14 protein-coding genes are annotated in these 15,318 nt (G+C 34.6%); 9 read left to right on the forward strand and 5 right to left on the reverse strand.

Annotation, left to right across the window (positions count from 1 at the left end; genetic code table 11):
- The first annotated feature begins 569 nt into the window (after nt 1-569).
- Entirely contained in the window at nt 570-1,340 is a 771-nt protein-coding gene (locus B5P40_RS27650) for a TatD family hydrolase (RefSeq protein ID WP_113710255.1), read from the forward strand.
- Nucleotides 1,341-1,372: 32 nt separating this feature from the next.
- Here B5P40_RS27650 and B5P40_RS27655 read toward each other — a convergent pair whose 3' ends face one another.
- Nucleotides 1,373-3,022: a DUF2334 domain-containing protein gene (locus tag B5P40_RS27655; protein ID WP_113710256.1), complete on the reverse strand. Its 1,650-nt coding sequence runs from the start codon at nt 3,020-3,022 to the stop codon at nt 1,373-1,375.
- Between the two features lie 247 nt (nt 3,023-3,269).
- On the opposite strand from B5P40_RS27655, the gene B5P40_RS27660 reads away from it, so the two are divergent.
- Nucleotides 3,270-3,803 (forward strand): transglycosylase SLT domain-containing protein, encoded by a 534-nt coding sequence (locus B5P40_RS27660; protein ID WP_000713256.1) that lies wholly within the window; start codon nt 3,270-3,272, stop codon nt 3,801-3,803.
- A gap of 11 nt (nt 3,804-3,814) precedes the next feature.
- On the opposite strand, the gene B5P40_RS27665 is transcribed toward B5P40_RS27660, so the two are convergent.
- Together B5P40_RS27665 and B5P40_RS27670 are read right to left on the reverse strand one after the other, a co-directional pair.
- Nucleotides 3,815-4,609 (reverse strand): DUF4931 domain-containing protein, encoded by a 795-nt coding sequence (locus tag B5P40_RS27665; protein WP_113710257.1) that lies wholly within the window; start codon nt 4,607-4,609, stop codon nt 3,815-3,817.
- A 133-nt stretch (nt 4,610-4,742) separates the two neighbouring features.
- Nucleotides 4,743-4,871, reverse strand: coding sequence for a hypothetical protein (locus B5P40_RS27670; RefSeq protein ID WP_002029408.1), 129 nt, complete (start codon nt 4,869-4,871; stop codon nt 4,743-4,745).
- Between the two features lie 420 nt (nt 4,872-5,291).
- On the opposite strand from B5P40_RS27670, the gene B5P40_RS34135 reads away from it, so the two are divergent.
- Nucleotides 5,292-5,426 carry an RAxF-45 family protein gene (locus B5P40_RS34135; RefSeq protein WP_000650295.1) on the forward strand — a complete coding sequence of 45 codons (135 nt, stop codon included), beginning with the start codon at nt 5,292-5,294 and terminating at the stop codon, nt 5,424-5,426.
- 124 nt (nt 5,427-5,550) lie between these two features.
- Nucleotides 5,551-7,437, forward strand: coding sequence for a ribosomal protection-like ABC-F family protein (gene abc-f / locus B5P40_RS27675; protein WP_113710258.1), 1,887 nt, complete (start codon nt 5,551-5,553; stop codon nt 7,435-7,437).
- Between the two features lie 443 nt (nt 7,438-7,880).
- Here the strand turns inward: abc-f and B5P40_RS27680 are convergent, their stop codons facing one another.
- Nucleotides 7,881-8,078, reverse strand: coding sequence for a hypothetical protein (locus B5P40_RS27680; RefSeq protein WP_002115459.1), 198 nt, complete (start codon nt 8,076-8,078; stop codon nt 7,881-7,883).
- A gap of 350 nt (nt 8,079-8,428) precedes the next feature.
- Here B5P40_RS27680 and B5P40_RS27685 point away from each other — a divergent pair, with 350 nt between their 5' ends.
- From B5P40_RS27685 to B5P40_RS27705, 5 genes are all read left to right on the forward strand, one after another.
- Nucleotides 8,429-10,156 carry an ABC transporter substrate-binding protein gene (locus B5P40_RS27685; RefSeq protein WP_113710259.1) on the forward strand — a complete coding sequence of 576 codons (1,728 nt, stop codon included), beginning with the start codon at nt 8,429-8,431 and terminating at the stop codon, nt 10,154-10,156.
- Nucleotides 10,157-10,263: 107 nt separating this feature from the next.
- A complete protein-coding gene (locus tag B5P40_RS27690; RefSeq protein ID WP_113710260.1) occupies nt 10,264-11,220 on the forward strand; it encodes an ABC transporter permease in 957 nt (318 codons plus the stop codon).
- Nucleotides 11,221-11,231: 11 nt separating this feature from the next.
- Nucleotides 11,232-12,152, forward strand: coding sequence for an oligopeptide ABC transporter permease (opp4C, locus tag B5P40_RS27695; protein WP_078176781.1), 921 nt, complete (start codon nt 11,232-11,234; stop codon nt 12,150-12,152).
- 10 nt (nt 12,153-12,162) lie between these two features.
- Nucleotides 12,163-13,143 (forward strand): ABC transporter ATP-binding protein, encoded by a 981-nt coding sequence (locus B5P40_RS27700; protein ID WP_002091396.1) that lies wholly within the window; start codon nt 12,163-12,165, stop codon nt 13,141-13,143.
- Nucleotides 13,140-14,105: an ABC transporter ATP-binding protein gene (locus tag B5P40_RS27705; RefSeq protein ID WP_078176780.1), complete on the forward strand. Its 966-nt coding sequence runs from the start codon at nt 13,140-13,142 to the stop codon at nt 14,103-14,105. Before B5P40_RS27700 ends, B5P40_RS27705 begins: the two co-directional genes overlap by 4 nt.
- A gap of 67 nt (nt 14,106-14,172) precedes the next feature.
- On the opposite strand, the gene B5P40_RS27710 is transcribed toward B5P40_RS27705, so the two are convergent.
- Nucleotides 14,173-15,045: a Cof-type HAD-IIB family hydrolase gene (locus B5P40_RS27710; RefSeq protein ID WP_002091393.1), complete on the reverse strand. Its 873-nt coding sequence runs from the start codon at nt 15,043-15,045 to the stop codon at nt 14,173-14,175.
- Between the last annotated feature and the right edge of the window lie 273 nt (nt 15,046-15,318).

Here is a 15,318-nt window from a genome sequence, read left to right on the forward strand (position 1 = left end):
GTAATTTGGTTATGTGAGTGTTCTTCTTATTTGGCTTACTTTCTAACTTTATTGTACGAAATATAGGTAAGGGAAACTATCGAATTACATTACACATAGCTTACAAACATGTAAGCCTTCTGTAATGTAATTCGATGGTTAAAATATAGTAAATTTCATATAGTGTAACTAGAAAGTCTCACTGTATCACTTTCTGTTTGTAATGTTAATGAAGAATGAAAAACCAACTAATTTTTAATAGCCCTCATCTCTATTTAGATGAGGCTCTTTTTCAAACCTTACAACATTGTAAGGTTTACGTAAGTTAATTCGATAGTAAATTTGTCATATTTTTTGCATAATAGATACAAATAGATAAAAAATAATTAGGGATATATTAAGAAGGGAGAAAACTGGGATGCGTAAAGAAGAAATAGTGAAGTTTCCAATTAAAGATTTCTGTAGCTACTTTACTGTTGCCGTAGTATGTATTGGATTATTTGATATAATAACAAATTTAATTGTTAACTAATATAGATGATAAAACAAGAAGGAAGACCCTTTCTTGTTTTTTTTATGGGGGCATAAAGATGAAATTGATTGATAGTCATATACATGTTGATCAATATGAGAATGAAGAGAAAAGTAGATTATTTATAGATGTGGAAAACAGTAAAGAGATACAAGGGCTTATTGCAGTATCTATGAATTATCAATCATGTCTAGAAACTTTATCTTTAGCAAAGCGATATCCTTTTGTACATCCAGCAATAGGTTTTCATCCGGAGCAGCCGATTCATAAAGAGGAATGTGAGCAAATTTATAAATTAATTGAAGATCATGTAGAGGAAATCGTTGCGATTGGTGAAGTGGGCTTGCCATATTATTTAAGGAAAGAAGATGAAAATATTGCTATTGATCCATACATAGCGGTGTTAAAAAAGTTTGTGGAACTAGCTAGTAAATACGATTTACCAATTATATTGCATGCGGTTTATGAAGATACTGACACTGTATGTGGTTTACTTGAAGAATATAAAGTTTCGCGTGCACACTTTCATTGGTTTAAAGGAAGTGAAGAGACAATGAAACGGATGATGAGGAACGGTTATTATATTTCTATCACACCGGATGTTTTACATAAGGAGAAAATTAGAAAAATAGTTTCGTATTATCCGCTTGAATATATGATGGTAGAAACAGATGGGCCGTGGGAATTTCAGAAGGATGTGATGACACATCCTTATATGATAAAAGATGTATTACAAGAAATTAGTATAATAAAAAAAATATCAGTAGAGAAAGTTACTGAGCAAATATATGCGAATACGGTGCGATTTTATAAAGTTAGTGAGTCATAAAAAAACACCAAGCATCTCGCTTGGTGTTTTTTTTATGACTCTAATTTTTTCGCACGTCTTAATAATAAAAGAAAGACAATTATAATGAACCCAATTATAAGGAAGAACCCATATTGTTTTATATAATCAATTATGTCATTCGCACTTGTTGGTTTTTCAACGTGAATGCCTTCTTTATTAGTAGTAATATGAATATCTTTCATTTTTACTTCATTTATGTCTTTTTGTAAATCAATCCACTCTATGTTTGGAATACTTTCTAGTTCTTTTAATACTTCTTTTAATGGTTCAACGCCCAAGTAAGGATGATAAAATGCACCGATAATTCCATCATATAGTTTAGTGATAGATAAAGCACGTTCTTTCATTTTTGCTATAGCTTGTGGCTTACCTTCTTCAATAAAGCCAACAGTTTCAGGAATTAATTTCATCCCATGCAAAAATGACGGTGTACTTATATAAGCTGGTGAGTGCATTGATTTCCAAGTTGTATCGTTTAGTTGTATTTGTCCTACATAAGTTGAAAAATATTGTGATAGTATTTCATATCCTTTTTGAGACATTGTATAGTGCGGAGCTTCAAAGGCAACTGGATATAATTTAGCTTCTACAAGCTCTGTAATCCCTTTTTCAATATGATCTTTAATATATTTTTCTTCGAAGGCTTTCCCGTTTTTTACGTATTTATTATAGTCTTCTGTAGACTGAAAATCTTTTTTTGTTTTTGATTTTTCATGGTTTGGTTGGCGAATTGGTTGATCTGTTTTTACATCCCAAAATTCAAAACCTTCGCCAGTTTCACTATCATAAAACTGATGTGTGTAACCATGCATAACGATAGAGCCACCATTATCTTGCATAAAGTGTAAAACATCGATTAATTCAGAGTTATCCTTTAAATGTACTGTTTTTCCTGTGTCTGGATCTTTGTAAACAGGGATAACGGTAATCATATAAGGGAGCTTTTTCTCTTTTAGTAATTCAGCGATTTCTTTTAATTGCTTTACATCTACAGCTGGATGAACGTCTTCAAGACGTAAATAAGCTGAAGTTTTATTTGTTTCAGGTTTTTGTCCGAAATAAGAAAATAACATTTCACCGACGTAATGAGACATCCAATCGAAAAGGTTTGGAGTTGCAACATAATATGATGTTCCTTGGTGAACGATTAACGGATGGTTTCCATCGGCACTCAAGGCATAAGCAAGAGTTGTTCCTTTTGCTTCAATTTTCTTCATTAAGCGTTCTTCTTGTAATTCATTTTTAAATTTGTGTGTCGGATATTCTATAGTATGAGTTCGTATATCAGTTTCATCCGAGGTAATGAACGAAAAACGATTAGATAATTGCTCAACATTTTGACCTAAAACTAATACTGGACCTGAGAAGCTTTCCAGAAATTGTTTTACTTCAGTAGAAAGATCTTCTTTTTTCTCTCCGATATAAACGATATGTGTATAAGAAGATGAGTTAGTAATTTGATTTATCTCTTTTAAACTTTTCACTGTTATATCTTTTGTAAAGTGCCCTAACTGAGTATTAAGGATGTGTACATTGTTTGTAACTGTATTATTTTCTGTACTATATAAAATAAGTACCTTTGGTTTTGATGATGTTTGTGCGGATGTGTGTACAGGTATGAGTAGTAAAATACTGAACAAGAGTATTAGGCATTTTTTCATTTTGTGTGCTCCTATTCTATATGTAGAATTCAATTTACAATTATATACAAGAAATAAGTTATAGTCCATGTAAGTTACATTTTTGCACGTATTTACCAACTGTTTTTTCACAAAATCGGTCTAAAGCATGATGATAATATGTATAGTAATTTGCTATGATTGAAAGGCAAGAGAATGATAGAGTGTTGGTAATTGTAAAAGAAAGGCTGAAAGGGGACAAATTTCAGCGGAGAAAGAGGTAGAGGTAGTGAAGAAATTCTTTGTAGGATTTTTAGTTGTTCTTGGAGTGTATTTATATTTCCAAGGAAAGTCTGAAGGAATGGGTAAGCTAATGAATGAGACAAGCTATGTTGATTCAGAAGAAGCAAAACAGATGAAACAAATCATTATAGAGGAAGCAAAGAAAGTAAACCTTCCGGAATGGATACCTCTTACAATTGCCGAACACGAAAGTAGGTTAAATCCAAGAAGTGTTGGAGATAACGGAACTTCATTCGGATTGTTTCAATTACACCGCGGTGGTGGGCTTGCGCCAGATCATTTAACTGATGAAGAGTTGAAAGATCCACGTACAAATGCGCAAATTGCAATGCCGCATTTAATGAAAGGTTATAAGCGCGGGGTGCAAAAAGGTTTGACTGATTTTGCATTACTGAAATATATAGCGAATACATCTGGATGGCCAGGGAATTTAGGACCAGAGTGGACGGATAACAATATGAAGTATAACATCGGATTAGAGGATGTATACTATCGAAATAAAGGTGTAATCAAAGAGTAGGTTTTCTATACCTACTCTGTTTTTTTATGAATAATTTCATCCTTTTCTTTCGTGAAATACTGCGCTAGTTGTATTTTCACATCTTCTAGTTTTGTAGAAACTTGCGGTATTTTATATCCTACATACAACGGTGAAACGACAAACCTAGGAACAACTTTACAAATGATTTTCTTGTTTAAGTGATAGAAGAATAAGTTATAACTACTACATCCTTTATGGAAATCTGTCAGTATGTAACGTACAGTTTGCTGAATATAATTGGCCATTTCATCTATAAATGCAATATCTTCAATGATGATATTAAATTCAGTAAAGCCGATAATAGGACGCCCTGAAATGTTGAGTTCAATGCGTTCATTTTTTTGAACAATTACCCCTTGGAAATTTGCTTCCTCAATATTTTCAAGATAGTCTACATGTTTCATTCCGATAATTTGCATATGTGCATGATGCAAACTTCCGCCTGAAAATGGACCATGATTTTTGTATAAAATCACAGAAGTGAATTCTTCATTTTCCTGTAAGTTTAACCAATGGAGAATAGAGAAGCGAATTAGTTTTCTCATATGTTCTTCTGTATATGTTGCGATATGGTCTTCGCAATTATCTGTTTCGATTAGCACGGTTTGAAAGGTATCCTTTAATGTAGGGAATTTATTTTTTAACCAAATAATAGAGCCCTCAGTTGCTAAAATATCCGTTAAATTTTCTCTGTCACAAAAAGGACATGCAGCGCTTCTGTTCCGAATGCTTTCTGGTTTTTGTTTACCGATATCGTTTAAAAAATATAGTTGTTGTGTATCCATTTGTATATGCCCCTTTAAAATATATGTAAAAATCCCGCTTAATACATTCGGGAAAAGGAGAAGGAAATCCTTTAAAGGGAATAGGGAAAAATAAAAGACAAGATATCCTCATTGCAATAGGGTACCTTGTCTTTTATTTTTTCTTTAATAGTGTGTATGGATAATATAGAGCATTTTCATTTTGTTTCTTTTTTCTATTTTTTATTGTGTATAAGGCAATTGCTGTACTTGCGATTACAATAATGGCTTTCTTCATATTCATATACCCCTTTTTATTGTTGGTTTAATTCTTGGCTAACTGCTTTCGCATCAACTAAAGCATGTAAGATCATTTTTACCATGTTCATCATAGTTCTTTCCTCCCTTTTATAGTTCGTTTAGTTCTTTTACAACTGCTTGTCCGTTCACTAATACCTCAAAGATTGCTTTTACGATTTCTTTCATCATGATTGTTTCCTCCTTGTTTTTGTCTCTCTTGTTTATATCTTTATTGTATAGGGAGGCATCTTTTCGTACTATCGCTTTCCATTACGTGAACATAACAGTTTTGTAAGATTTGATGTCACTTATTGAAATGTTTAGTCTATCTTCATTATTTTCAGAAAAATGACTATTCAAACATAAATCGGGGAAGTATAATAAAGAAGTAAGTATTAAATTCCGTACGAAAGGAGTGAATGAGATGAAATGTTCTTTAGCTACGCGCGCAAAATTTTTAGATTATATCTATATTTGTCGTGCGATTTTTCATGATGCAGTTGTTAACGGGATACGTATGCCCTTTTTTAACAATTGCATAGTAGCTATTGAACGATAGAAGTCTCTTCACCCATTTTTGATAAACGTGTGAAAAGGGAGCTATTTGGCTTCCTTTTTCTATGACAAAAACCATGGGGAATGTTTCTTTCCCATGGTTTTTTATATTGAAAGGAGTACGGAAAATGACAATTTGTAGTGTAAATAATGTAAAGAAATCTTTTGGTGGAAACATCATATTTGAAAATATATCGCTTGAAATAAAGAATGGAGAACGTATTGGATTAGTTGGTCGTAACGGTAGTGGGAAGACAACTATCTTTCAGCTTTTAACAGGAATTGAGGGTTTGGATGCAGGGGCTATTCATGTGAAGAAAGGTACGCGCATTGGTCATGTAGCACAAATTCCAAAATTTAATAATGAAATGAATGTATATGATGTATTAAGCTCCGCTTTTAAAAAGGAAAAAGAGTTGGAGATAGAAATGCATGCTTTAGAAAAAAATATGGCGGAAGAACAGGAATCATCTGCTTTACAAAAATTGATGGAGAGATACGGAGTAATTCAAGAAAGGTACGCGTTTCTCGGTGGTTATGAAATAGAAGCGAATATTATGAAGGTAGCAAATGGTCTACAGGTGACGGAACTATTTCCAAGATCATTTATGGAGTTAAGTGGTGGAGAACAAACAAAAGTAAGCCTTGCGTATATGCTATTGCAGAAACCAGATCTACTTTTGTTAGATGAACCAACAAATCATTTGGACTTATTTGCAGTCGAGTGGTTAGAGCAATTTCTAAAAGAATATACAGGAACAGTTATGGTCATTTCGCATGATCGCTATTTCCTTGATGAAGTTGTAACGAAAATTTTTGATTTAGAAGATGGAGAAATTCACGTATATCATACGAACTATTCACAGTTTGTTGAGGAAAAGGAAGAAAGGCTGCTTCAAGAATTTCAAGCGTATCAAGAACAGCAAAAGAAAATAAAGAAAATGAAAGAAGCAATTAAGCGTCTACGTGAATGGGCAAATCAAGCGAATCCGCCGAATGAAGGATTGCATAAGAGAGCCAGAAATATGGAACGTGCATTAGAGCGCATAGAGAAACTAAAGAGACCCATTTTGGATAGAAAACAGATGGGACTTCAGTTTGAAGGGCAAGAGAGAAGCGGGAAAGATGTTGTTGTAATGAAAGAAGTGAGTAAAGGATTTGATGAACGATCTTTATTCGAGAAAGTAAATTTGCATATTCGTTTTCAGGAGCGCGCAGCTATCGTTGGACGTAATGGTACAGGAAAGACTACGTTATTAAAACTATTACTAAAAGAAATGCAGCAAGATGCTGGAGAAATTCGGATTGGTAGTAGTGTGAAAATCGGTTATTTATCGCAACATGCGTACGAGAATATGAAGAACAATGTATTGGAAGCTTTCAGAGATTGCGTGGCTGTAACAGAGGGAGAAGCAAGACATATATTAGCTCGTTTCTTATTTTATGGTCCAGCTGTTTTTAAGAAAGTAACACAACTTAGCGGTGGAGAAAAAATGAGGTTAAGGCTCGCGCAACTTATGTATCAAGATGTTAACTTTCTTATTTTAGATGAACCGACGAATCATCTTGATATTGAATCAAGGGAAGTTTTAGAGGAGGCCCTTGAACAATATAATGGGACGATTTTAGCTGTTTCACATGATCGTTATTTCTTAAATAAATTGTTTGAAAAGACATATTGGATTGATGAGCACAAATTATTTGAGTTTGCAGGGAACTATGCATGGGCTCGTCAAAAGTGGGAAGAAAGAATTGAGAAACAAGTAGTAAAACAGAAGCAGCAACAGCAAGGGAATAAAGCGTTAGAAGTAATGCCTATAAAAAAGAAGAAGTCTAGGGATTTAGAGGCAGTTGAAAATGAGTTAATGCATATAGAAGAAGATATATATGCACTCGAATGTAAAATGGAAAATGTAGTTGATGTTGAAATGCTTGAACAATTATATGAAGAAAAAACGAAAAAAGAGTTTTTTCGAGCGGAGTTATATAATGAGTTAGAGAATATTGTGGAGTAAAAAGTAGAAAGCTAATTCCTTTCAGTTTTGCTGAAGGGATTAGCTTTCTTTTTTATCCCGCTATTTGCGGGGCAGTAAGACTCCCACCTCAAAATTAGGTTGGAGCCCTGCTGCCCGTAAACGCCCGATTGGTGAGGGTTAATAATCGGTGGGGGATGAACAAAACCCCCACTGATTAAAGTTTAACTTTATAATAATATTTTACGTAAGGGATAAATAAAAAATGTGTTTCACGTGAAACAGTAATTTTGATAAATTTATGTTACGCAATTTTCATCCAGCAAAAATTCCATATCGAAATTGAAGAACTGGTAAAGAGAAAAATAAATGTTATCAAAAGCTTTTTCAATAATAGTAATTAAAGAAGTGTAGGCTAATTATTTCCCGAGACATAAGTATGCGTGATAGAGACTCATGGTTGAAAGTAAAAAAAGAAAGCAGAGTTACAGCTTTACGCGCTGAACTCTGCTTTCTTTTTGTGTGGTATCTTCCCTCGTTGAAATTATAATAGCGATCCCGAGCATAATAAAAAAAGCTAAAAAGAGGACGAACTTTGGGAAGAAAGGGAACAGTAATAACGCCCCGACTATTATGATTGTTAATAATACATAGTGCAGGACATATTGGAATAGGTTGTCCATATTTTCGCCCCCTTCTTGGTAGTTAATTGTTATTATTCTATGCTGGGCTATTAGATAATAGAATGAATTTTTTACTAAGTTTGCCTAAATTAAAGATTGATAAATAATTTTGAAAAAACTCTCAAAATATTTATATAGAAATAATTGACAAAATATACTGAAAGATATAAGCTAATAACCATAAAGTCTACCGGAAAGGTCGGAATAAGATTGTTACCCCTCAAAAACATCTATTTTTTTTACGATTAAAACCGACTTTTCCGATTGGCTATAAATGTTGCTGTGGGAGGCATACATTAGTCAAGCAGTTCATAAGGTGTAATTATTAAAAAAAAGTTAGGGTGGGGACAATGAAGAAAAAGACAAAAAAATGGGCTGGTGTATTTTCGGTATTACTGAGTAGTTCGCTTGTGTTATCTGCTTGTGGGGGACAGGAGGATACGGCTTCTACAGAACCAGTGCAAAAACAGGATTTAAAAGACTCTAAGATTGAAACAATTCCAGCTACAGATAAGAAGAAAAGTCCAGAAAAAGCAAATCAGCGGAAGGACACTTTTATCACGGCTATTTCTAAGCCAGGAGGCGTTTTCTTACCATATTTCCAAGAGAATGGTTGGGATGGAAACGTAACGTCTGTTATTTTTGCATCATTAGTAACAACAGACAAACAAGGTAAACCTGCTCTAGACCTTGCAGAAAAATGGGATATTTCTGCTGATCAGTTAACATATACATTCCATTTACGTAAAGATTTAAAGTTTAGTGATGGTTCCCCTTTAACAGCGGATGACGTAGCATTCACATTAACACTACTCCATGATAAAGCATATGAAGGTGGGGTGGATATTGCTCAGTATGCCATTAAAGGTGGGAAAGAATATAAAGAAGGAAAAGCAACTTCTATTGAAGGGATTCAAGTTGTTAATCCACAAACAATTAAAATTGTAACTGAAAAAGTTAATTCTCAGGCATTAACTGCTTTAGGTGGGTCAGTGTTATCAAAAGCTTATTATGGAAAAGATTATAAACAAAATACAAGTTTAGACTATTTAAAAGCATTATATGGGCAACCAATTGCTGCGGGACCATATAAATTTGAGAAATATGTTCCAGGTCAAGAAGTTCGCTTTGTTGCCAATGAACATTATTATGCAGGAAAACCGAAAATCAAAAACTTTATTTACAAAATAACATCAGGCGATACTGGATTCCAATTATTCCAAACAGGTGAACTGGATTATAGTGGATTTAGAGCAAATCCTGAAAATATAGAACAATTAAAAGGATTAGGTTTTGCGAATATTAATCTCGAGTCTTCTAGTGATATCGCTTATATTTATGTGAATAATAAGAAGCCATATTTGAAAGATAAGAAAGTCCGCCAAGCACTTACTTATGGGTTAGATCGTAAGAAGTATGTTGATACAGCTTTACAAGGATATGGTTCTGTTGCTAACGTACCAATTGCTCCAGTTTCGTGGGCATATACGGAAGAAGGAATTAATAAATATCCATACGACGTAGAAAAGGCTAAAAAATTATTGGATGAAGCTGGTTGGAAAGTAGGTTCTGACGGGGTTCGTGAAAAAGATGGTCAAAAATTAAAATTAACATACTACGCATCAAATACAGGAAAAACAAATGATATCTTTATTCCAATTGCAAAAGAAAGCTACAAAGCAATCGGTGTTGAAATAAATCCAGAGCTAATGGACTTTAATACGATGCTTTCAAAAGTGGGAAAAGGTGACTATGATTTAGCAGCGGTTTCAACACCAGGAATTAGTGATCCAAGTGAAGTGGTAAGTGACTACTTATCAACTAACCCAAAAAGTGATACAGGTTATAGTAATCCGAAAGTTGATGAATTAATTGTAAAAGGCATAGAGACGACAGATATTGAAAAACGTAAAGCAGTTTATAAAGAACTGTATAAAGAGTTAAGCGATGATCCACCGGTTATTTTACTAAACTATCGTAAACTACTTTACGCTCACAATGCACGTATACAAGGCATCAATCCAGAAAAATATGATGGTATTAGTTCTAACTTACCAGTGCTATCAGTTGAAAAATAAAGATTAACTGAAATAATAGAAGACATTTTTTCATACAGCAAGGAATAAACGCTGCTTTGAAAAAATGTTCTTCTATTTTTAAGTAAATAGGATTGGGGAGACAAAAGGTGAAAACATACATCATTCGTAGGTTTCTACAAATGATTCCTACATTGTTTGGTACGTCCATTATTATCTTTTTCTTATTTGCACTCTTGCCAGGTGATTATATTGATTCAAATCCAAAGTTAACACCAGAGAGAGCTCAAGAATTAAGGGAACTGTATGGTTTAAATAAGCCGATTATTGAAAGATACTTTCACTGGCTAGGTAACGCATTGCACGGTGATTTTGGTTTCTCATTACAATATCAAGAACCAGTAACATCATTACTTAATAAGTTCATTTGGAATACATTTATTGTTGCAGTTGCAGCTTTATTTTTCACTTGGATTATTGCTCTTATAATTGGTGTTGTTTCAGCGACAAAACAGCATTCATGGTTTGATAGACTTGTAACAATTGGTGTTTTTGCTGCAATGTCATTCCCATCATTTTTTATAGGATTGTTCTTAATTAAATTATTGGCAGTTGATTTAAATTTATTACCAATTGGCGGCATGATTGATATTGGAAGTAATTCGACAGGTATCACATACATATTGGAAGTACTACGTCATATGATTCTGCCTGTATTTATTTTAACGCTTCTCGGTGTAGGGTCATTAACACGATATTTTAGAACAGGTATGTTGGATGTTGTAAGACAAGACTATATTCGTACTGCACGTGCAAAAGGGTTGAAAGAAAGAAAAGTTATTTATAGGCATGCATTGAAAAATGCAATTTTACCAGCGATTACTTTACTTGCGTTTGAATTACCAGGCTTATTTTCTGGCGCAATTATTATTGAACAAATCTTTAACTGGCCAGGGATTGGAAGTATTCAATTAGAAGCATTGAACTTTCGTGATTATACAGTATTAATGGCATTTACGATGTTTCTTTCTTGTTTAACAATTATGGCGAACTTTTTTGCAGATATTGTATATGGGCTTGTTGATCCACGAATTCGACTGAAGTAAGGGGGGAAGATATGGAGACTATTACAACAATAAAGAAAAAGAAAGAACCGAAAAAAAGAAACGAATCATCACCATGGCGTCAAGCCTATAAAAAAATAAAGCAAAATAAGATGGCATTGTTTGGTTTATACGTTTTAATATTTATGTTTTTATTTAGTTTCATTGGTCCAATCTTTTCACCATATGCTTCGGGGACAGTACAAGTAACGCAAATTAATAAACCACCTAACCTTTCACATTGGCTCGGAACAGACCAATTAGGACGAGACATTTTAACTAGGCTTATGCAAGCAGGACGTATTTCATTAACAATCGGTTTAGCATCGATGTTACTATCTGTTATACTCGGTGCTTTGTTAGGAGCCATTGCTGGTTTTTATCGTGGCATTGTAGACCATCTAATTATGCGTATTGCAGATGTGTTAATGTCCATTCCAGGATTACCGTTGCTTATTATAATGGGGGCAATTTTATCAGAATGGAAACTACCATCAGAATACCGGTTATATGTCGTAATGATTATTTTAAGTTTAGTAGGATGGCCAGGACTTGCTCGTCTTGTGCGAGGGCAGATTTTAACGCTGCGGGAGCAAGCATTTATGCAGGCAGCGGACGTATTGGGATTAAAAGATTCTCGTAAAATTCTCCATCATTTAATTCCAAACGTTTTTCCGATATTAATTGTTGTAGCGACATTAGGTGTGGCAGGATCTATTTTAAGTGAATCTGCACTAAGCTACCTAGGTCTTGGTGTTGTCCCGCCTACACCATCGTGGGGAAATATGATTAGCGCAGCAAACTCATTAATCGATTTCCAAAAGCGTCCGTGGTTATGGATACCACCTGGTTTTGCAATCTTTATAACAGTTGTATCAATTAATTTACTTGGCGATGCACTTCGTGATGCATTAGACCCAAAGATGAAGCGGTAGGTGAGAAAGCATGAGTAGGGCAGTAGTAGAGCTAAAGGATTTACAAACACACTTTCAGACGGAAGAAGGTACAGTAAAGGCCGTCAATCATGTTAGCTTTTCAGTTCGAGAAGGTGAAACAGTTTGTGTAGTAGGCGAATCAGGTTGCGGGAAAAGTGTAACGGCTTTATCTATTATGGGACTTATTGCTGAATCTGGCGGCATCGTTGGTGGCGATATTCTTTATGAAGGAAAAAGTCTTTTAGGAATGAAAGAGAAAGAACTTCGTAGTTTAAGAGGAAATGATATCGCGATGATTTTCCAGGAACCGATGACATCACTTAATCCGGTCTTTACTGTTGGAGAGCAAATTGTTGAGACGTTAAGAGAGCATGAACTACTTAGCAAAAACGAAGCATACAAAAAAGCAATTGAATTAATTCGTAAAGTTGGTATTGCTCGTGCTGATGAAATTGTCCATTCTTATCCGCACGAATTAAGCGGTGGCATGTTACAACGTATTATGATTGCTATTGCACTTAGTTGTAATCCAAAGTTATTAATTGCAGATGAACCGACAACAGCTCTGGACGTTACGATTCAAGCGCAAATATTAGATTTACTAAGGCAAGTAAAAGAGGAATTTAAAACATCGATTTTATTAATTACACATGATCTAGGTGTTGTAGCAGAAATGGCCGATTATGTTGTCGTTATGTATGGTGGAAAAGTTATTGAAGAGGCACCGGTACTAGAGATATTTCAAAATCCGAAACATCCATATACGCAAGGGTTGCTAAAATCAAAACCAGTAATGGGGAAACGAACAGATAAACTTTATTCTATTCCAGGGCAAGTTCCAAATTTAGTTGGCTTAGATGAGTTTTGCTACTTTAGTGGTCGCTGTGAACATTGCATGGAAATATGCAAAAATGAAGCGCCAAATCTTAATGTGCATGACGAGGATCATAAAGTAGCTTGTTGGTTATATGAGGAGCGTGCTGGGCAATGAGTGAACCATTATTAGAAGTGAAGAACTTAAAAACGTATTTTCCGATTAAGGGCGGCGTATTTAGTAGAACGATTGGACATGTGAAAGCGGTAGATGGGGTAAGCTTTACAATTGATAAAGGAGAAGTGTTTGGCCTTGTAGGAGAGTCTGGAAGTGGGAAAACGACGATAGGAAAAACAATTCTCCGTCTCGTTCAAAAAACAGAAGGCGAAGTGAAATTTAAAGGTCAAGATGTTCATGCTTTATCAAAAGAAGAGCTGAGAAAGCATCGTCCTAATATGCAGCTCGTCTTTCAAGATCCATTTAGCTCATTAAATCCAAGAATGAGAATTGGAGAAGCGCTTGGTGAGCCAATGTTGGCTCACGGACTAGCGACGAAAGAAAATGTCCGTGCAAAGGTGATAGAAGTATTGGAGTTATGTGGTTTAGCGCCGTATCATATTGACCGGTACCCTCATGAGTTTTCCGGTGGGCAACGTCAACGTATCGTTATTGCAAGGGCGATGGTATTAGATCCAGAATTTATTGTAGCTGATGAGCCTGTTGCGGCATTAGATGTATCTATTCAAGCGCAAATCATTAATTTGTTTAGTGAATTACAGGAGAAAAAGGGATTATCCTATTTATTCATTTCACATGATTTAAGTGTTGTGGAGCACTTATGTACGAAAATTGGAATTATGTATTTAGGAACTATTGTGGAAACAGCACCACGTGATGAGTTATTTGCGAATCCGCTTCATCCATATACAAAAGCATTGTTATCAGCAGTGCCAATACCGGATCCAACGGTTAAGCGAGAACGGATTATTCTAGAAGGGGATATTCCAAGTCCTGCAAATCCACCATCAGGTTGCCGTTTTCATACACGTTGCCCCTTTGCTACAGATATTTGTAAAACGAATGTACCAGAATTTCGTAATGTGGGTGAAGATCATTTTGTTGCTTGTCATCATGTGTAAAAGAAAAGGACTCTTTCAAAATATGAAAGAGTCCTTTTTTTACCCCGCCTCTGATTAAAGTTGAACTTTATTTACTAGATGAAGTTTGTTTTAATACAAATTGCTCAATTGCATGAGCAACACCGTTTTCATTATTTGTTAATGTAACAACGTCACATAATTTTTTTACGTCTTCTTCAGCATTTCCCATTGCAACTGATAAGCCAGCTACTTGTAACATTGGCACATCATTAAAGTTATCGCCGATTGCAACAGTATCTTCAATTGGTATATTGAAATAAGCTGCCATTTCTTGCAAACCATTGCCTTTATGGCCATGCTTATCCATAATTTCTACATTAGTAGGAGCTGATGCCGTAACTGAAATGTCCGTATCTTCTTGTAAAGTTTGTAATAGCTGTGAACGATGAGCAGCATTAAATGTTAAAATGAAGAATTTAGATATTTCTAATTCTGGATTATTTACGACATCTTCGATTTTTTGGAAATCAGTAATTAAGTTTGATTTCTTTTGTTTTTCTGTAATTCTTTCAAGTTCCTCAAGTGTAACATCTAGTGTATGTTTATTTTCTTCGAATGCCTGCATAACTTGATCTTGCCATGTATAAGGAGAGTAAACCCCTTTATTTGTGTACAACTTATATGGAAAACCTTCAGATTCTAGTAATTTTGCAAGCTTGTATACTTTATCATTTTGTAAACAACGCGAGTTAATTACTTTTCCGTCCACATAAACAATTGCCCCATTGCTTGCTCCAACTGGAAGAGATAGTTTATATTCTTCCAATAATTTCAAAGCATCCTCTTTCGCGCGGCCAGAACAAATCATTACAATATGACCAGCCTCTTTTGCGGTTTGGATAGCTTGTAAGTTCTCTTTGGAGATTTCAAGATTAGATGATAGTAGTGTACCATCCATATCTAGTGCGATTAATTTCAAAATGACCACCTCTTTGTTTCCATTATACATAGTTATATAGAGGAAACATATAAACTTATCTTGGAAAGATAGTATTTTATCCCGCATTAATTTCTAGTAAAAGTGCGATTGGTGAGGGGAATAATTAGTAGGGAATGGAACTCTCGTTGATTAAAGTTTCACTTTGGTTTTTAACAAAATAGAGACGAATAATATTATATTTCGCTTTATGACCTTAATGTTACACTAGTGTTACAAATATGATTGTAGTAGAAAACGCATTAAAACAAGGTT

This window comes from Bacillus sp. SRB_8 (genome assembly GCF_003264205.1).
GTDB classification, from domain to species: Bacteria; Bacillota; Bacilli; order Bacillales; family Bacillaceae_G; genus Bacillus_A; species Bacillus_A mycoides.